15 protein-coding genes are annotated in these 19,370 nt (G+C 50.2%); 5 read left to right on the plus strand and 10 right to left on the minus strand.

The window, feature by feature from the left end:
• Positions 1 to 42: 42 nt before the first annotated feature.
• The gene (locus QQK89_RS00210; RefSeq protein WP_284236371.1) at positions 43 to 678 is read right to left on the minus strand and encodes an NAD(P)-dependent oxidoreductase; all 636 of its coding nucleotides are present in this window, start codon (positions 676 to 678) and stop codon (positions 43 to 45) included.
• A 73-nt stretch (positions 679 to 751) separates the two neighbouring features.
• Entirely contained in the window at positions 752 to 1,186 is a 435-nt protein-coding gene (locus QQK89_RS00215; RefSeq protein ID WP_284236372.1) for an Rrf2 family transcriptional regulator, read from the minus strand.
• A gap of 1,016 nt (positions 1,187 to 2,202) precedes the next feature.
• Here QQK89_RS00215 and QQK89_RS00220 point away from each other — a divergent pair.
• Entirely contained in the window at positions 2,203 to 2,934 is a 732-nt protein-coding gene (locus QQK89_RS00220; RefSeq protein ID WP_284236373.1) for an MBL fold metallo-hydrolase, read from the plus strand.
• A 48-nt stretch (positions 2,935 to 2,982) separates the two neighbouring features.
• Here the strand turns inward: QQK89_RS00220 and QQK89_RS00225 are convergent, their stop codons facing one another.
• Entirely contained in the window at positions 2,983 to 4,092 is a 1,110-nt protein-coding gene (locus tag QQK89_RS00225; protein ID WP_284236374.1) for a hypothetical protein, read from the minus strand.
• A 148-nt stretch (positions 4,093 to 4,240) separates the two neighbouring features.
• On the opposite strand from QQK89_RS00225, the gene QQK89_RS00230 reads away from it, so the two are divergent.
• Positions 4,241 to 4,534, plus strand: a complete 294-nt coding sequence (locus QQK89_RS00230; RefSeq protein WP_284236375.1) for a hypothetical protein — start codon at positions 4,241 to 4,243, stop codon at positions 4,532 to 4,534.
• Positions 4,535 to 4,610: 76 nt separating this feature from the next.
• Here the strand turns inward: QQK89_RS00230 and QQK89_RS00235 are convergent, their stop codons facing one another.
• Positions 4,611 to 5,150 (minus strand): NAD(P)H-dependent oxidoreductase, encoded by a 540-nt coding sequence (locus QQK89_RS00235; RefSeq protein ID WP_284236376.1) that lies wholly within the window; start codon positions 5,148 to 5,150, stop codon positions 4,611 to 4,613.
• 246 nt (positions 5,151 to 5,396) lie between these two features.
• Here QQK89_RS00235 and QQK89_RS00240 point away from each other — a divergent pair, with 246 nt between their 5' ends.
• On the plus strand, positions 5,397 to 5,777 hold the full coding sequence (locus QQK89_RS00240; RefSeq protein WP_284236377.1) for a winged helix-turn-helix transcriptional regulator: 381 nt from the start codon (positions 5,397 to 5,399) through the stop codon (positions 5,775 to 5,777).
• On the opposite strand, the gene QQK89_RS00245 is transcribed toward QQK89_RS00240, so the two are convergent.
• Positions 5,774 to 7,339 (minus strand): hypothetical protein, encoded by a 1,566-nt coding sequence (locus tag QQK89_RS00245; protein ID WP_284236378.1) that lies wholly within the window; start codon positions 7,337 to 7,339, stop codon positions 5,774 to 5,776. The genes QQK89_RS00240 and QQK89_RS00245 overlap by 4 nt on opposite strands.
• A gap of 167 nt (positions 7,340 to 7,506) precedes the next feature.
• Here QQK89_RS00245 and QQK89_RS00250 point away from each other — a divergent pair, with 167 nt between their 5' ends.
• A complete protein-coding gene (locus QQK89_RS00250; RefSeq protein WP_284236379.1) occupies positions 7,507 to 8,259 on the plus strand; it encodes a DeoR/GlpR family DNA-binding transcription regulator in 753 nt (250 codons plus the stop codon).
• A 139-nt stretch (positions 8,260 to 8,398) separates the two neighbouring features.
• On the opposite strand, the gene QQK89_RS00255 is transcribed toward QQK89_RS00250, so the two are convergent.
• Entirely contained in the window at positions 8,399 to 9,136 is a 738-nt protein-coding gene (locus QQK89_RS00255) for an SDR family oxidoreductase (RefSeq protein ID WP_284236380.1), read from the minus strand.
• A gap of 176 nt (positions 9,137 to 9,312) precedes the next feature.
• On the opposite strand from QQK89_RS00255, the gene QQK89_RS00260 reads away from it, so the two are divergent.
• Positions 9,313 to 10,230 carry an AraC family transcriptional regulator gene (locus tag QQK89_RS00260; RefSeq protein WP_284236381.1) on the plus strand — a complete coding sequence of 306 codons (918 nt, stop codon included), beginning with the start codon at positions 9,313 to 9,315 and terminating at the stop codon, positions 10,228 to 10,230.
• Positions 10,231 to 10,263: 33 nt separating this feature from the next.
• Here the strand turns inward: QQK89_RS00260 and QQK89_RS00265 are convergent, their stop codons facing one another.
• From QQK89_RS00265 to QQK89_RS00280, 4 genes are all read right to left on the minus strand, one after another.
• Positions 10,264 to 12,276, minus strand: a complete 2,013-nt coding sequence (locus QQK89_RS00265; protein WP_284236382.1) for a GxGYxYP domain-containing protein — start codon at positions 12,274 to 12,276, stop codon at positions 10,264 to 10,266.
• A 30-nt stretch (positions 12,277 to 12,306) separates the two neighbouring features.
• Positions 12,307 to 14,490 (minus strand): hypothetical protein, encoded by a 2,184-nt coding sequence (locus tag QQK89_RS00270; protein ID WP_284236383.1) that lies wholly within the window; start codon positions 14,488 to 14,490, stop codon positions 12,307 to 12,309.
• A gap of 94 nt (positions 14,491 to 14,584) precedes the next feature.
• Positions 14,585 to 17,581 carry an alpha-mannosidase gene (locus QQK89_RS00275; protein ID WP_284236384.1) on the minus strand — a complete coding sequence of 999 codons (2,997 nt, stop codon included), beginning with the start codon at positions 17,579 to 17,581 and terminating at the stop codon, positions 14,585 to 14,587.
• A gap of 269 nt (positions 17,582 to 17,850) precedes the next feature.
• Complete coding sequence (locus tag QQK89_RS00280; protein WP_284236385.1) at positions 17,851 to 19,305, minus strand: extracellular solute-binding protein; 1,455 nt, start codon at positions 19,303 to 19,305, stop codon at positions 17,851 to 17,853.
• Positions 19,306 to 19,370 lie beyond the last annotated feature (65 nt).

The raw sequence follows: 19,370 nt of genomic DNA on the forward strand, positions 1-19,370 counted from the left end.
TTCGGGTGGACTGGAGCAGCCTTTTCTATTCCTATTCGGAACTTAGTTTTCGGAAGATACCGTGAAACGCTCGTTCAGATGCGCTGCATTCTCGATCTCATCCACAAGCGCAATGGCAAAGTCCGCATAACTTACATAGCTGTTGCCTTTCGAATTCACGAGCAGATGGTCTTTCCCTTTCGTATAAGAACCGGTGCGCGCTCCTTCCGGGTCAAAGAAAGCGGACGGGCTGATGAACGTCCATTTCAGAGCTGTTGTTTGTTTAAGGTCTTCCAGGTTTTGTCCTTGATTTTTCGCCGTGGCAAGGAACATCTCCGGGAACTCCGGCGTGTTGAAGAGCTGGACCGTCTTCGCTTCATCCACGTACAAGCTGCCCGCTCCGCCAATGACGATAAGGCGGGTGTCCGATCCGGACAACGCTTCGATCAAGGCTTTGCCAGCCTTAACATGCAGCTCTTCTTGGCCAAGCGGCGCGCCAAAAGCGTTCACGACTACGTCGAACCCTTGCAGGTCGGCCGTTGTCAGGTCAAACACTTCTTTTTCGATAACTTGAACGCCTTCCGTAGTTAGTTTGGAACGGTTCCGTACAACCACCGTTACTTCATGTCCGCGGCTCAGCGCCTCTTTGACAACTTGTTGACCGGCTTTGCCGGTAGCACCTACAACTGCAATTTTCATATTAAATTCCTCCTCAAATGAATGGTTATCCAACGTGATGATGCATGCTTCGATAGCATAAGCCTGATTAACGTTACGTTTGTTGATTCGTACGAATAAGATCCGCGACCAGTTCTTCCAGCGTAATTTCCGAGAGGACGTTTTCCATCGCATGCTGCGCTTTCTTCAACACCAGCTCCAGAACAACTTGTATGCTTGCTCCAACCGGACACTGGGGATTAGGCTCCTCATGAATGTGAAAAAGCTGCCCCTCCTCAACGACATCCACCGCTCGAAAAATATCCAGCAGCGTAATCTCGCTCATTTCCCTTGTCAAATAAGCGCCTCCGGTACCTGCCCGAACTTGAACAAGTCCCGCTTTTTTCAATTGGCCCAGTAGCCTGCGTATGATGACCGGGTTTGTATTGACGCTGCCCGCGATCCACTCCGAGGTGTTATGGGCATCCTTCGATATTTCTAGCAAGGATAAAATATGGACCGCTATGGAGAAACGGCTGCTGATTTTCATGGTTTGCGTTAACCTCCGCTGTAATATGTTGTAACTATTGTAGTTACAACTGGGGTAGAAGTCAACGACGCTACGGTTGTTTCGGTTGATTGGTCTACGGTTGTTTCGGTTGATTGCTCCGTAGTAGTTTGTTCTTTGATTCAATTTTCTATAGGTTGGAACAAACGTACAAAGTCGCACTCAACTCGAAACAACGCTCCGCTTACCGGTTTAAACCACTTCAAAAGCTGTTACAACATTGAAGCTGTTACAACATTCACAAAAGACAAGGGAAACTTTGTTGTTTCGGTTGATTGCTCCGTAGTAGTTTGTTCCTTGATTCAATTTTCTATAGGTTGGAACAAACGTACAAAGTCGCACTCAACTCGAAACAACGCTCCGCTTACCGGTTTAAACCACTTCAAACCACTTGTTGTAATAACGAAGGTTACAACACGAGTAAAAGTTAAGGAAAAACTCAACTCGAAACAAACTCCGCTGGCGGGTAACTACATCACAATGAAAAATCTCGGCTCCCCTTGATTAGAACAGGTCGTTGTAACCATTGTAGTTACAACTAGCATGAAAGTCAAGATCAATAAAAGTTCCCTCGAAAATGCTACAGCAGAGCTGTAGTTGGTCTATGTTGTACGAAATACAGCATATTAGCCTCGATTTACACCAAAAAGAAAATATAATGCACGTAATGCAGTATATTCCTTATAATCGAGACTATATGTTCTCAACCAGCCGATTATCCTGCATTCTCTACAATGCAGGTCCCGTACTAGGGACAATTCCTTCAAATATGCTGCATTGCGTGCAACGGAGCGAACGGTAGCGAACGGATAGAAGCGGATCTGATTTGTTTTCGGGAACTTTTTATCCACCATGAAATCCAGAATTGAATCATTGACAAAAATATTTTTATGTGATATAATATTAAATTTTATTATTTACAACTGATCTTTAGATCTGTAATATAGTCACATGACCTCGGCCGGGTCCCTTCATTTTGCGCGAGGAGTGTGACCTTTATGCAAGCTCAACTTGCCGTATTATCCATAAGTGCCCCTGTTATGGGAAGAATAGATACCGTTCATCCTGTATGGATCGGGAATGATCAACATCAATTGCTGCTGGATACCGGTTATCCGGCCCAGCTTCCTCAGCTTCAGGCTGAGATCGAAAGAGCTGGCGGCAGTCTTGCCAATTTAACTCATATTCTAATGACGCATCAGGACATTGACCATATCGGCAATTTACCGGAATTAACGTCAAATGCCGGGATCAAAGTGTTGGCCCATCCACTCGAGAAACCATACATTCAAGGCGACAAAAGACTTATCCGTTTCACCGACGAAGCAATCGCAAGCATAGACCGGATGCCGGACTCCGTACCGGAGTCGTTCAGGAGCGGTTTGAAACGGATGATGCTGAACCCGCCTAAAGCTACTGTTCATCATGAACTAATAGGCGGAGATGATCTCCCCTATTGCGGAGGCATTACGGTTATCGACACTCCTGGCCATACGCCGGGCCATATTAGCTTTTATCATAAACCTTCGCGTACCTTTATTGCCGGAGATGCCTTGACGGTGAGAGACGGCGAGCTTTATGGAGCAGATCCTACCACAACGCTAGACCCGAATACCGCGCAAGCTTCCATTTCCAAATTGCTTGATTTCGACATCCAAACCGTCGTCTGCTATCATGGCGGAATATACAATAAGCGAGTCATGGAACGTTTGGCCGAACTTGCACAATAATCTATCCGACAAAAAGAAGCCCGTGATTTACCCACGGACTTTTTTTTGTTATTGATAACGAACAGCCGTAAGTTTTGCCTCCACGTCCGATGACTTTCCATATACGATCCAATGGTCGGAAATGAGCGGATCAATCTGCGGCCCCTCTCCCGTCACTAACCTTTCGGTTCCCTTTTCCAGATCGGCCATGTAGATATCAGAATTATGCGGACCCGGTCCGACATCATGCGTTGATGACCCGTTTCGTTCATCCATCCAAGCAACGATATGACCGCTAACAACCGGTGTCCTCTGATTTTCCTTCAGATGGGTAAGCTGATCCGTTTCTCCGGTAGCCAGATCATGGACGAATATATCCCCTGAATACGAGCCGTTAAAAACCTCCCACGTGACGATGTTGCCTGAAATTTGCGGGCGAGCCTCCTTATAATCTTCCGCTGCAATCGAAACGGTCACGCCTGTATCGATACTGTACAAGGAGATGTCCGTATTGTTCTCCGGCACATTCTCGCCTGCTCGAAGTCCCCGGTCCGTCACGCGACTACCGTTTTCCCAGACCACCTTACCCGCATCGATATCCGGATTCGTATGACCGCCTTTGCCCGTCGTAATGGTCTTTTGTTCTCCTGTCTTCACATTGAATAAGACAAGCTGCCAATCGGAGGGATAGTCTTTTGCAGCATCGCTAGCGTTATCCATCCAAACGACATAGTTGCCCGAAATCTTGGGATTGATTTGCGCAGAAGGGTCTGTCGTTAGTTGACGCTCCTCTCCCGTGGACAAATCATAGAGAAAAACATCCGCATTTGCGACATCATAACTTCCCAGCTCTCCAATTGGAGTCTCTTCATTCCTTAGATCGGACCAGACTAAATAGTTGCCCGAAATATCAAAGCCTACGTCTTGTTTAACAGGAATCGATGCTAATGGTTTATTGGCAGCAAGATCAGTTACGGTCAAGCCAGACTTGTTTCTTGCTACCAGAATGTCTCCGTCCAGCGCACCTTGCCAGCCGTCCAATTCGCGTTGATCCAACGCTTGAAACGGTTCACTGTCGGGAGCCATTGACTTGGAGGCCGACCTAGAGCCACAACCGGTTGTGAGTAGGACCAGCGCAAGCGCGGTACTGACTAGCATAGAAAAATAGCTATTTCGCATAAAAGCCCCCTGTAGCATTGTTGTCCAATTAAACGTTTTAGCCCGATGGAATGTTGCTCTCAATATTCTTCCAGACATATCCTGGTGAAACCACGGAACTGATAGCTGTATGCTTAGCTATTGAATGATCTGAAGGGAGTCAAGCATTTTGGCGTTGTTTTTGGCAATACTATGCTGGGTTATTGCGGCAGTTGCAATCGGTTATGGCTTTGCTCTTACCAAGGAAGTTCATAAGAGCAGAGACTATTCTATCCAACCTGATTTATTCAATCTTACATCCGACTCTATCTTGGGATGGATTTTCGGAGCAATAATTACTATGCTTTTTGCAATATTTGCCGGGCTGTTCTTCCGGGCACTTCCTTGGCGGCTAGCAAAAACGATTCATTTCGGAGTGGGTATCCTCTTGATCGCAATCGGCATCTACGCTTTGCGTACATAGCTCTTAGCAAACCTTTCTCTAAACCAAACAACCTTAGTCCGGCGTCCGCCGGGCTAAGGTTGTTTGTGCGATTGCCTTAATGAACAAGCTCTTCCGCAGGAAGCCGGATATGCTTTGCGAACCGCTTAGCTTCATCCGCCAAATACTCTCCGGAGCCAGCGTTCGCATTATAGGAAATAAATCCGGGAAGAAACGTGCCTTTACAGGTAAAGATGGTTTGCTCGATCGGCCGCAACAATTCGCTAACCGTGAACCGATTGCTTCCTCCCGAGCGATAAGAGTTTTCCGTACCGCCTGCGGTTGTGGCAAGCATGAACTCTTTGCCCAGCAAACGGTCTCCCGAAGGGCCAAACGCCCATCCGAACGTCAAGACGTCATCGAACCATTTCTTCATCAAAGGCGGACAGCTGTACCAATAAAGCGGGAACTGAAATACGATGCGGTCATAACGAAGGAGAAGTTCGCGTTCCTTATCCGCATCTATGTTCCAGTCGGAGTATTCCTCGTACAGATTGCGGTAATCCATGTCCGGCTGTTTCGTTATTTCAAGAGAAAGCGCCTGATTGGCGCGGGATTGTTCCGGCCGGGGATGCGCTGCAATGACCAAGATTCGCATAGGATGATGCTCCTTTTCGGTTTGATGTTAACCTCGCGAGTTACATCCCCATTATTGGCGAGATCCCGGTCGTTGCAAAGTACGCAGTTTCTCCGTACTAAGTCTGCTAAATCATACGATTGGCGCCATATGACACAAGGATACGGTACGAAATACCGTACTAAGTATGATAGAACGTCGTACTGTTTAATTCCCGGATACTCTGATACAGTAACGGTAAGAAAGTTAAGATCGGGAGTGTAAACAATGCCTAACGAAATACGCGAGCATGGTTCAACGCAAGGCGTATTAACGATGCTGCAAGCGATCGGCGGAAAGTGGAAGCCGCTTATATTGTTCATATTGCTGCAAGAAGGAACCAAACGGTTCGGGGAACTCCGACGCCAGTTGCCTCATATTACGCAAGGCATGTTGACCAACCAGCTGAGAGAGCTTGAACGGGATGGACTGATTGTACGGACGGTCTATCAGGAAATCCCGCCCAAAGTCGAATATCAATTATCCGAACACGGACTTACGTTGCAAACCGTGCTAGGCGAGATGTGTACGTGGGGATATCAGCATTTGGATTTTTTGAATCAGCACAACGTAGACACTGGATCTGCAGATCAAACGGAAAATCCCTAATTGCCAATCCCTTTATAAATGAACCCGCTTCGCCCGCTGATTGAAGGTTCAACTGTCAAGCTTGCCTTACGGAAGCGTTCTGTAAAAGCCGAGAGACTCTCTATGCCAAGCGCGGTAGCTTCATCCAATCCCCATACCTCGACCGCTAAAGCAGCCGGATCACCTTGCAGACGAACCTCATCGCAATGCTCATGCTCCACAATTTCATAACGTCCTTTAATAACAATGGAGACAAAGCAATTTTGCACTTGCCCCACCAATCCCGCTTCCTCCATAAACCATAAGCCTTTCGGCAGGATGCCGATCACTTCTTGTTGGCTGGCATCAGCCGGAATCGGGAATACCGCCAATATGCGGTTCTTCTCGTACAGCACCTCCGCATATTCGCTTTGATGCCGCGGATCGCCTTCTCTCCAGCCTTCGCCGGGATGGAAGAAGTACAGCTGGTTCACGCTGTTGTCAGCGGTAACCGGGAACGAGACCATCCACCGGATTTGCTCATTATCAAACTCTTGAACGCGCTCCAGAATACCTCCCGCCGCATAATCCTTCCTCACATACGTATAGGAGTGAAGTGGTATCTCTTCGCCGGTATCAATCTTAATGATCTGCTTCCGAACCTCGGCCGGTTGTTCGCGTTCCAGCGCCGTTTCCCTGGCATCCTGCGGAGCAGGATAACAGAGGAAGCCGGCATATTCCGTTCGAGGCATATAATCCCCCAGCGGAAAATCTCCAAATTGCGCATAATCATGCAGAACGTTGCGGTCCGCCGGCGCATCATGCGGCCAACCTCTGGAGTGGGCGCCGACCCAAGCCCCTTTTAAATAAAACAATGCCCTCTCCCGCCACAAGTAGTCCAGCATGTCGGCAAGCTGCCGTTGTAACACGGGCTCGCCCGTTAGCTCCCATGCAGACGTAAACGCCTGAACCCAATGCCAGAACCACGGCAAAGCTCCGTACTCGGGCATACCTTGCGAAGTTACCCGCTCCATCGTACGTTTCAAGGAAGCGATTCCGTCATCTAGCAGCTCTTGATCTTCAAAGCGTTGTCCGAATATGATTTTCGCCGCCGTATATTTCGCTTCATGATGGTTAAACATCTGTACAGGCTTCCGGAAAAATCCCCCGCGATAAATATGCACAAGCGTTCGCTCAAACTTTTTACTTAAATCCGCCACCATTTGTTCCTTATAACGCTGGTAAAAATAAACCATCAAGCTGCCCATCAGTTCGACCGGCAGCTCGTGAGGATTCGCCAGCTCGGGCGCTGGGTTAAGGTTTAGCGGAAAATGGCCGTATAACGGCTGCTCCGGATTCTGCTGCTGAAGCTCCAGCACAATTCGGAGCACGTTTTCCGCTTTCTTTTTCTCATCGGCTGGATTAACCAATAGTGATTGCATTTCATTGTCCACTGCAGCAGCAAACAGATACGAAGCATAGTAGAAATTATCCCGAATATCGTGATGGAACCATAATCCGCTTGCAAGCATGGGCTGGTTCTGCGCTTTTAACGCTACCGCGCGAATGATCTCTCGCTGGCGTTGCTCTTGTCCGTTCAACAACTCACTCCCCCCCAAACAAGTATGTATAAGTTCATTTAAGTTTATTTTAGTTCATTCTGAGAGGTTTGTGGTAATAAATTTTCGTTGTATGTTTGGATGTACACCCAAACTCGCAAATTCTATTGTGTTACAATAAGGGCTATAACATGGAGAACGGATGAACGAATATGAACCATTTGCGGAGATACGAGAATATTATGGAGGTTCTGCTGACGCAGAAGGAAGTTACCGTTGCGGAGCTAAGCGAGCGGCTTAACGTTACCGGCAAGACGATTCGGGAGGATCTGACGAAGCTGGAGGAGCAAGGACTGGTGAAACGCGTCCATGGCGGAGCCGTCCTGGCGAACAGCGATCAATTCGGCATCCTTCCGGTGAAGGAGCCGCTTGTTAAACACGCGGATGAGAAATCCGATATAGCCGGAATAGCCATTCGACTGATCTCCGACAATGATATAATAGCGCTCGACGGCGGCAGCACTACGCTTGAAATCGCCAAACGGCTTGGTGATCTCCCGGTTACCGTTATTACAAACGACGTATATATCATTAGCGAATTGGCGGCAAAAGAAAACGTCCGTCTCGTAGTTCCCGGCGGCTATCGTGTCCGCAATGTACTTGCTGGCCCGGAAGCGGTGGCTTACGTGCGCAACTTGAATATCAATAAGGCGTTTATTTCCGCAACCGGCGTTCATCTTGAATACGGGTTGTCCGTTTATACCGGCGATTTGATCGACTTCAAGCAAGCGCTTATGGCAACCGCCCGCGAGTGTTACGGCGTTGCCGACCATCATAAATTCGGTCACAGCGCCCTTCGCACATTTGCGCAGTTATCCGAGCTGACGGCGCTCCTTACGGATCAAGGCCTCCCTGAAGAAACAGCCTCCGCCTTCCGAGCGGCAGGCGTTCGCGTGGAGTATTAAACGTAGCGCTATGCAGCGTACAACAGGCCAGTCCACAGCGCAAAAAGCCAGTCTGCGTGCGGAGTACTATAGCGCTATAGCCCATCTGCCAAGCACAAAAACGCCAGTACCTCCCTTGCAGGTACTGGCGTTTACTACATTAGTTAAATCCGCCGTTCACGCGGATCGTCTGTCCGGTAATCCAACGGGCTTTATCGCTGACGAGCAGTTCTACGGCATTAGCGATGTCATTCGGTTCGCCAAGACGTCCAAACGCGTTCATCCGGCGGAACGATTCCACAAGCTCCTCGGATTTGCCGTTCAGGAAGAGCTCGGTCGACACCTGGCCCGGAGCTATACAGTTGATGATAATATCTTTCGGGCCAAACTCTTTGGCAAGCTGACGAGTTAATTGCTCGACGGCTCCTTTGGTTGCGGCGTATACGCTATAAGTCGGCAGCATAGCCCCCGACACGGAAGTCGAGAAGTTGAGGATCGTCCCGCCGCTTGCCATATGCTTCATCGCTTGCTGGCAGGCGAAGTAGGTTCCTTTTACATTAATCGTGAACTGCCGGTCGAACATCTCTTCCGTTACGTCCCCGATTGGCGTACAGGTCATCACGCCCGCATTATTCACGAGAATATCTACGCGTCCGAACCGCTCCAGCGTCTCGGCAAACATTCCCTCAACATCGCCAACCTTGCCGACATCGCCGCGGACCGCAACGGCTTCCCCGCCAGCCTGCTCGATTAAACGAACAACTTCATTAGCTTTCTCTTCATTGGAAGAATAATTAACGACAACTTTAGCGCCGGCTTCGCCCAGTTGAATGGCAATTTGCCGTCCGATTCCTCTCGAGGCTCCCGTAACGATAGCAACTTTTCCTTGTATGCTCATGGTTCTGTCTCTCCTTAATAGGAAGTTATTTTGTTTCTTTATTCTCTACGGCTACATCATCATTATAGAGAGTTTGAGGGCAAGGCCGTTAGAACAGAAGCGTTCATTCCTTGCCTATTTCTCTTTTGCTATTTTACAATAATCATAACCACTTCTCGGAAAGGAATGCATGAGCCATGGACGAAACTTTGCGTTTGGAGCAGACTTTGCGGCAGCTAGCGGACTTGATCCTGCGCCACGCTCCATCAAGCGGTACTTATCCGACGCCTGTCCCTCATTTGTCTTTGATGCATGCCACGCATGAATCGGAGCCGCTGGAATCCGTCTATAAGCCCTCCCTTTGTTTGGTCGCGCAAGGCGCAAAGACGGCTTCCTTGGCCGATGAGACCTACCGGTACGATCCAATGACATTTGTCGTTATTGCCGCTGAATTGCCGATAATAAGCAAGATTGTCGAGGCTTCGCCCGAAGTCCCCTATCTTAGCTTGAAGCTTAGCTTTGAACCGGATGTTATTCTTGATCTTATCAAAGACAGCAGCCCTTCCGATGAAGGATCCACGGAAGCATCGCCCGGCATAACGATGAACCATACGTCCCCCGGACTGCTTGACGCCGCCGTGCGGCTGGTTCAATTACTGGACACGCCGGAGGATATTCCGGTTCTGGCCCCGCTTATCGTCCGCGAGATTCTGTACCGCGTGCTTCAAAGCGAACACGGCGCGCTTATTCGCTCGTTTGCCATGATCGGGAGCCATTCGCATAACATCGCGCAAGCGATCCGGATCATTAACCGGCAATACGCCAAGACGCTTGTTATCGAGGATCTGGCGAAGTCGGCTAAGCTAAGCACTTCGGCTTTCCACAAGCATTTCAAACGCGTAACGGGGATGAGCCCGCTTCAATATCAGAAAACGTTGCGCCTGCAAGAAGCAAGACGTTTCATGCTGACGGAATCGATGCAAGCTTCGGAAGCGGCTTTCCGCGTCGGGTATGAGAGCCCGTCCCAGTTCAGCCGTGAATATGCCCGGATGTACGGCAAGCCGCCTACGCTCGATATGCAAGAGCTCCGCGGCACCGCAATAATAGGGCCGTGACGTTTCAAACCGTCACGGCCCTGTTTTTCATTGCTATTTAGGATCTACCGGCAGGCCTTTGCTCTCCCGCATCAGCTGGAAGTACACATCCGGCCGAACAAACACAACGTCCTTGTTGTCTTTGTACATATTTACGGCATTCACGAAGTTCTGATAGTTCACCTGCCAAGGGTTCGCTTGAATGGAGACAAAACCTGGCGATTTGCCGTCCCAGTTCTTGAGACCGTCGGCAATGCCGCCCGTCACGTCGCTCTCCGCGCTGCCGTAAGCCACGTTTAACTCCTGGCCTGGCATCGAATTGTTGTAAACCCCGATTGTCCCGGTACCGAACTGGGAAGTGAATCCGAGCAGCGACGGAGCATACTTAGCAAGCTTGTCGCCTACTTCCGGCTTGATCTCGCCCTTCACGTAATTCCATACCGTCAATACTTTCAGACCCGACTGCTCCATGTAAGAATTCGTACGCTCGATGAATTTCTGGAGTCCGTCTTCTTTCTCCATGAAGTTCGGGTACGTATAACCAACGCCGGATGGACCGGATACAAACGCGTCGTTTGGCGTAGCTTGGCTGTACAAGTAATTCAACATCCCCGGCATCGTATCTACCATTAGAGGCGAGATCGTCCAGCCAATCGGCACCTCTCCGCGGCTTGGATTATTCCACAAATTCCAGAAGGAATGCTCCATATACTGCAGATTGTCGCCATCGCTCAGAATAAACGAGACATATAGCTTATTTTCCAGCTTTGGTTTCTCCGGAGCTTTCGGCATGGTAATCTCGCGTGAAGTTCCGCTAAGTACGCTAAGGTTGGAAGAGAAGTCGCTTGCGACGGTCGCAAGTCCGTAATCGGCCGTTTTCTTCACGCCCATCCCTTCATCCGGCCACCAGCCAAGATACAAGCCTTCTCCGTAAGGCATATCCTGGAAAAATTTATCCAGAAGCTTAGACTCGCTATCGTCACCCGGATTCAACCAAACAACGGCCGCATCCATTCCAATCGCATAGTCCCGAAGGTAAGACTGAATGCCGGGATCAAGACCGATGATTGCTTTATGCGTCGTTTGCTTCCAATAGTGGTCATAGAGATATTGATAGACATCCAGCTTGGAGCTGAATTTGCCTCGCAAATCCTCAATGATTGGTAGATTATAAGGTTCGCCCGCAAGCTTATCCGCAAGGGATGGCGGGGTAACGATGCCATGTTTCAATCCTGCCATCGTCGTTGCGAGATTAATCGTATCCGGTTGCTGATCATCGTAAATAATTAGCCCTTTAATCTCCGAACGGTATTTGTCCACCAGTTCCCAATTATCTTTCACTTCGGTATATTTCAGCCCCAGATGATCGAGCATGGAAGTTCCCGTGGAACCACGGACATTGTCCGTATAAGAGTAAATACGCGGCTGTTTCTCGTTGACGATGCCCTTTAGAGAGGTGAACAATAAATTCTCTTCCTTGCGCAGCGGCCAGAATACGCCGACATCAAACAGCTTCACGGTCGATTTGCCGGTCCACAGTACCTTGAACTCCAATTCATGCCCTTCACCCGGTGCGGTGAACGAAAGCTCAAAGCTTTGGGAAGCGTTAGGCAGCCGGAAATCCCAGTTTTTCACTTCCTGCGAAGCAAGAACGGCATTCGCCGTCTGGTCCCGCACTTCCAAAGTCGCTACAACGCCATCCTCATCCGCAAAATTATCGACTTGCAAGTTAAACGCGGCTTTAATGTCTCCCGCCGGTATTTCCTTGCGGCCGGTTACGTCCAACATCGCTTTGTTAGCAGCGTCGGTTCCCGCAGCCGCTACCCAGCCGTCTCCATCCGCCTTGCCCGTTTCATGCCCAAACGTCTCGTTCTCTGCTTGGTAGTAATAACTGTCTGTCGTGTAGATCATATCGAGCGTTTCAGCCGGGGTGTTAAACGAAGGCAAAGCCTGCTTGCTCGGCCAGCTGATCCCTTCCTTCTTCTCGGGCCATGCGAAATAGGCGGATACGGCTGCAACAAGGATGACGGCCAGAGAGATGCTTATCACTTTACCTTTGCCCTTCAATTGTACTTCCCCCCCTACATAATTAACCGTTTACCAAACAGCTTTCACCGTTACCCCTGCCGGAACGTTCTCATAGCGGAACAGTACCGTCGAGCTTGCTTCATCCCATTTGAAATCCATCGCCATACGGATGGAGGCACCGGCCGTGCTGAAAGCTACGGTCTTAGGCTTGCGTGGGCATTGGAATCTCGCCACAGCTTGAATCCCTTCGGGTCCGTATGCCGTAAAGGCAAAGCCGTCGGATGACTCCGTGATCTCATCGATTCGGGATGCTGCAGCAATAAGCTGCACGCCGTCTCCCGCTTTGCTCAAGTCGTACAACAATACTTGCTCGCCGGCATTTACGGTCACCTGATCGAGGACAGGAAGATTCGCATCCAGCAAATCTACCAGCTTGCCGTAAATACGGTAAGGCTCGTCGCTGATCGATTCATCAAGAACGGCGCCAATAATGTAAGGGCCTCTGCGCAGCGCCATGCCGTTCTTTTTCTCCCAGCTTAGTCCGCCATTGTCCGCTTTCCGAATGGCTGACGCCACTACCAGGCGCAGCTGTTCGCCCGCTTCCGGCAGAGTCGCGCATTGCGCAGGATGGAGCGGCAGGTAGGCCAAACAACCTTTGCCCACTTCGTATTCGCCCGGCGTTAGCGCCGTTTCAAGTCCGAGACTTGCGAATAGATGTTCAGCCGGAGTAGCATATTTCTTCGTCCCTTGATTCCACCACTCGCGAACCGTATGGAAGTCATCGCTGCCATCGCCGACATAGATGAGCGTACCGCCTTCTTTCACCCACTCCGCCAGAACGTTATGCAGACCGGATGATTCCGGCTTCATGTATTCGTAACTAAGTACCAGGACGCGGTAATCGTCCAAATACCCCGGGAATCTTCCCGCGTTATCCAGCTGAACCGGACGAACGGCCGCGCCATGCTTAAGGAGCGGAAGGGCTAGACCGTAGAACGGCGACCAGTCCAGCAGTTCCATAAATTCGCTGCCAAGCGCCGACGCAACTTCCGTTCCGTCGTATTTGAACGAGGTTGCTTCCTCGCTCCAATCCGGGTGATTGCGCTGGTACATAGCCGAATCGGCAAGGAGCAGGCCTACTTGCAAACTGTCCGTCAGCCATTCCGCGTCTTGCCCTTCCATCGTGCCAAGCACGTTTAATACCGTTTGCAGCTCGGTTGCATAATCAGCCGGAATTCTTTCTTTGCCGTTAGCGCCTTCTCTAGGATATTCGCCTTGGTAAATCCGTCTTGGCCAAGGACATACTTCATAACGGCTGACATGCGGATGCAACAGGGACGCCACTAACGTACGGATATAATTCTGGCGGTAATCCTTCCAGGTATGCTTCGGATCATCGGCAATCGGATCATGCAGGAACCACATTCTGCGGTCGGTGCCGCGTACGAGCTCCTGCATGATGCCGTATTCCAGATAAGCCGTCTCGAACGTCCGCTCCTTGCGGACGCCGTTATACACGTTTGGCGTTTGCGCCGTTCCCGTCCATACCTGCGCGATATAACCGTCTACGCCAGGCAACTCGAGCAGCTTCGATTCCGGGCTGACGATCCGCCATTGCGTATAGTTAATAAGGCTATGCGTCGGCACATAGAATCGGATTCTGCGGCCGTACTTCTGCAGCGCGTATTCCTTCAGCGTGCTGCAAATCCGGTCCAGCGTACGGGTGTACAAATAAGCCTTCAGCTTGGAAGCCCGGTATTGCGCGTCCACCGAAGAATGCGGTGCTTGCCAAGCCTCGCGGTAATACAGTTCCCACTCGCGCTTGAACGCGTCCGAGTAGCCGCCTTCCACCCAAAACTCCGGCTCTTCCAAATGAATCGCCTCAACCCCCGCGTCAACCGCCACACGGATCTGTTCGGTCAGAAAATCGGCATAAGCGATGGTAGGAACCATATAAGGGATGTCTTCGGAAGTGCCGTGAATAATATTGTCATATTTGCGGTTCTTCTGCGCTTCGTCCCAATGCGAGCGGCCGTCAACCTTGCCGTTCAGATAGTCTTGGTAGCCACCCCATGATACGCCCGTCATCAAATGGACAACGTATCCTTTTTCCTTCCATGTGCGGATCCGTTCCTCGACATCGCCTCGAATCCCGTATACCATGACAAAGTCAGTCTGCAAATCATAAGACGGATGATAAGGTCCGCCCTCCTGAAAGCCTGTTAATTCTTCCTGACGGTTCCTTCTGATCATAGTTGAGAATCCCCCTAGAACAATTTTTGAGGTTGACAACAAACAGGGGGGAGCCGTTACGCCTTCCCCCCTGTTCACCTATCTTCAATTTTAATTAGAGCTTCACTCGGAGCGACTTGATCTCAAAAGGTTGGAATGCAAGCTTGTCGCCGGCTGCTCCGATGGCATTCTCCATCAGATCCACTTCCTCAACTGCCGAGACCGGTACGCCAAATGCAACAGCCGTTTCGGCAAACGTTCCGGAAGTTTCATACAGACGAATGATGAGGTCATCCGAATCTTCCGCTTTTTTCACCGCTTCAACCATGACATGCGGATGAGTCACTTGAATAAGCGAGTCAAACGCAGCCGTTGGCCCATTCGCCATAGGCGCCTGGGACGGCTCGGCAACCGTTAACGGCGTATTCAGCTCGTATCCTTTGCGGTATACGTCAGCTTGAATGAAATCGCCGCTATGCGGATAGATCGCGTACACGAACTGGTGAACCGCGCGATCAGCTACAGGGTCCGGATAATTCGGGCTGCGGAGCAAATTGATATCCATCACGTTGCGTTCCGCGCTATAGCCGTATTTGCTGTCGCTCAGCAAAGCTACGCCGTAATCTGGCTGCGACAGGTCGATATATTGGTGCGCGCAAATTTCGTCGCGTACGAATTCGATCATATTGTTGCGAGTCGTTGGACGTTTCAGGTAACCGAACTGAATCTCGCAATTCACGTGATCGGACATAACTTGTACCGGGAACGAGACGCGAAGCATCTTCTCCGTTTCTTTCCAGTCGGCATTCGATTCGAAACGAACCGTCGTTGCCGATTGCTCCAGCACAATACGTTGTACCAGCGTCGACTCGCCGAACCGGTAATGCTGTTCCAGCACCGCTTGGCCATTCTCGATCGCAGCCGTGCTTTCTTCAAGCGTCATGCGGCCAGCCACGGTATTCCGGTAATCTCTTGGGAAGTCCCAAGCATCGCCCCGGTCATGGTAAACGGTCAGCACATTCGCTTTCTGGCCTGGCATAATCGCCTCTCTGCCAGCTGCTTTATCGTAAAGCGACTCGATGCTGCCATCCTGTGCAAAGGTGACGCGCAAATATTGGTTTTCCAGCAGTTGCTCTTCTGCGCGAAGTGCCGAGTCTGTAGCCGTCTCGGAGCAAGGCTGTGCATTTGCAAGATTAGTAAAGCCCATCGCCGGTACTTTCACGGCGTATCGGCTGCCCTTATGCACCACAACTTCCTCACGTTCCCACGGCAACGAGTTAAAGACAACCGCCTGACCTTCCCTTGCTCCCGCAAGTTCCGCCACTCTGGCATAGGTTTGCGCGATCAGCTCCTGCGTGCGTCCATGCATCGCGGCATAACGTTCAAGCGATTCTTCGAATACGCGCGTAATCGACGAACCAGGCAATATATCATGGAACTGATAGAGCAGCGTTTCTTTCCATATCTTGTCGAGCTCCTCGGAAGGATAAGCATTCTCACCCATTGCAAGCAATAGGGAAGCTGCGAACTCCAACTCGCGGAGCGATTTCTCCATCTTGCGGTTATACCATTTGTTCCGGGCTTGCGTCGTTAACGTGCCTTGGTGTTTCTCCAAATAGAGCTCGCCGCGGTACGTCTGGAACCGTTCTTTCTCCTGATCAAGCTTATGGAAGAAGGATAAAGAGCTCTCTTGAACAACCGGAGGAAGTCCAAGCAGATTATGCTCGCGGGACAAACGTTCCAAATGTTCCTCGCCGGGGCCGCCGCCGCCGTCGCCGATCCCGTACAACATCAGGGCGTGCTCGGATATGTTGCTGTCCAGATAGCTTTTCTCGATCTTCGCAAGCGATCTTGGCGCGCCGGGGCTGTTATACGTATCTTCCGGCGGAAGATGTGCCAGCACCTTGCTGCCGTCAATGCCTTCCCATTCGAAGCTGTGATGCGGATGCGTATTGTATACGTTCCAGGACAACTTCTGCGTCATCATATAATCAACGCCGGACTTGCGAAGAAGCTGCGGCAAGCTTGCCGAGTAGCCAAATACGTCAGGCAGCCAGAGCACTTTCATCTCTTGGCCGAATTCCTGCTGGAAGTAGCGTTTGCCTAACAGAATCTGGCGAACAAGCGCTTCGCCGCCGGAAATATTCGTATCCGGCTCTACCCACATCGCGCCTTGCACTTCCCAACGTCCCTCTTGAATCCGCTCTTTGATCCGGTCGTACAGCTTCGGATAATATTCTTTCATCCATTGATACAATTGCGGCTGGCTTGCGCCAAACACATAATCCGGGTACTTCTCCATATTCTTCAGAACCGTCGAGAACGTTCTTGCGCCTTTGCGGATCGTTTCGCGGATCGGCCACAGCCACGCAAGGTCGATATGCGCATGTCCGATGGCGCTGACCGTCAGCGTTGGATCGCCGCCTTTTTTGCCGAGTTCCTTGCCTAGAATCTCTCTAGCTTGTTGCGCGGTCTCTTCATCAATAACCTCCAACTTAAGCGCTGCATCGTAAAGACTTTGAACCACACGCTCCCGTCTTGCTCCTTCCGGCAGATGCTCCGCCAGCTCCAGAAGCACTTCGTAATCGTAATACAGCTGACGGATCTCTTCGTAGCAGATCGCAATGTCGGCTTCTTTCAACGTGCCGCTGCGGTACATGCCGAACAGGTCGTTACAGCCCGCATCCGCCCACAGATCAATTTGGTCTCCAGCAGCGTCATAACCAAGATCAACCACGCGTTTGCCCGGCAGGCCAAGACTGAAATCAAATTCGGAGTTGATATTCGTCAAACCTTGCATTGGCGAACCTTCTTGATCAACGAGGCACAGCTCTCCATTAACGTCGATGAGCATAACGGCTTTTTTCCCCGCTGCTGACGCAGGGACGTTTCCTTCGAATCGGAACCAAGCGCAATCCCACAGTTTGCCCCATTTCGCGCCCGGAGTAAGATCAACGCGTTCACCGGAGGTACGCTCCGAATAAGGAACTGGCTCATTTGTAACCCAGGCTGTCACTTTCATTGCTGCGACTGGTTCATAGATGGCATCACGCAGGCGAGGAAGTACCCCTTTTGCTTTTTGCAGCTTGATTAGTTTCGTTTCGTATGGCATATCTGTCACTCCTGGGAAAAAAAGAGGACTGATTAACAGTCCTGTGGTCGGAAGAGTAATTACGTTATTGAGCATTTTAGGGAGAGTGGTATCTCTTTAAGCCGCTGTTGCCTTCTGGAAATTCTGATTAGATTAATAAGTGGAAAATTTCCAGATGGCAAAGGCGGACGCTACGCTCTTAAAAGAGATACCACAACTCCTTATCTGCTCAACGATAATTATTCTTCAGACCGCACAGGACATGTTAAGAAAGTCCTCTTTTTTGATTTTTATTGTTTCGTGATTTGTTCTGCTTTCTTTTGGGCGTCGTCCAAGATGGCTTTTACATCGCCTTTGGTCATCAGGGATTTCACGACTGCGTCGCCCCATACTTGCCATACCTTGGAGTTGTCTTTCGCGAAGGTAGGAAGACCTTTAACGTTGCCGTTCATTGCTTGGTAATGCAGGTACATCTCAGGATGTTTTTGTTGGTATTCAGGAGTTTCAGCGATTTCTTTCAGGATCGGAGAACGAACGTTGGAGTCCGCAATCAGCTGCTGAATGTCTTTGCTGTACATCGCTTTGATATATTCGAATGCTGCCTCTTTGTTCTTCGCGTCTTTTGGTACCGAGTGGAAAGCAGCGCCGATTGTTACGTTAGCCGCTTGACCGCTTGGGGACAGAGGAATTGGAGACATGCCGCATTCCAGATTGTTGTCTTTACATTGCTGTACTTGCCATGGACCATCGACCAGATAAGCGATTTGTCCTTTTGTCCAAGCATCGAAATAAGTACCTTCCGTATTGTTGACCATGAGGCCGGCAGGATGATCCGCGTTCAGTTCGCGAAGCAGGTTAACCGTCTCGATGTTTGCATCCGAGTTAAAGGTAGGCTGACCATTCTCATCGGCAAAAGAACCGCCGTTAATGCCGATCAAAGCGCCGTAGCGCAGGTAACCGCCGAAGTTAGGACCGGCGTACACGCCGCCGCCATAGAACTTGCCTTTGCCAGCTTCCGTTACTTTCTTAGCATTGTCAGCCAGCTCTTGCCAGGAAGTGATCGGTTTCTCCGGATCAATACCGGCTTCTTTAACCAGCTTTTTATTCCAGTACAAGCTGCTTACGCCAGGCTGCGAAGCAAGACCGTAGATTTTACCGTCATATTCCATTGGCTTCCATGCCGCAGGCGATACGTTAGCGCGGATATCCGCAGCCATATCGTCCGGGAACGGCTCAAGCAGACCTTGTTGGGCAAAACCAGGCATTTGCGTTTCGCCTACGATAATGTCCGGAAGGTTTTTAGCCAGGAAGCCTGCCGTTTCCTTCTGGATCAGCGGCTCGCCCCAACCCCAGTCTTCCGTTTTGATGCTGATGTTCTTAGCTTTCAACTGATCGTTAATAATTTTTTGGTAGTAAAGCGGGAAAGCCGCTACCGGGTTGCCCGGCGTATAAGTTGTATCAATGCCTTTTCCTTTTAACTCTTTTTCCTTTGGAGCGAACAAATCTTCCAGCTTGCCAACGCCGATCGCAACAGCGCCTTCGTTCAGAACCGTAATCGTTACCGGTTTCCCCGCTGCCGTATCCGTGCTTTCTGCCGGTGTTGCGGATGCTGCCGCGGACTCCTCAGGCGAAGCCGAATTTTGCGGCGAGTTGGTATTGTTTCCGTTATTGTTGCTACCGCACGCCGATAAAGAAACCGTTAATAGTGCAGTTACAAGCAAGGATGTGATTTTTGTTTTGTTCACATTAAACCCCTCCAGATTAGGATAACTGACCTTTTCGAAATTTAATATATCATGATTATTTGTTA

This window comes from Paenibacillus glycanilyticus (genome assembly GCF_030161375.1).
Taxonomy (GTDB): Bacteria; Bacillota; Bacilli; order Paenibacillales; family Paenibacillaceae; genus Pristimantibacillus; species Pristimantibacillus glycanilyticus_B.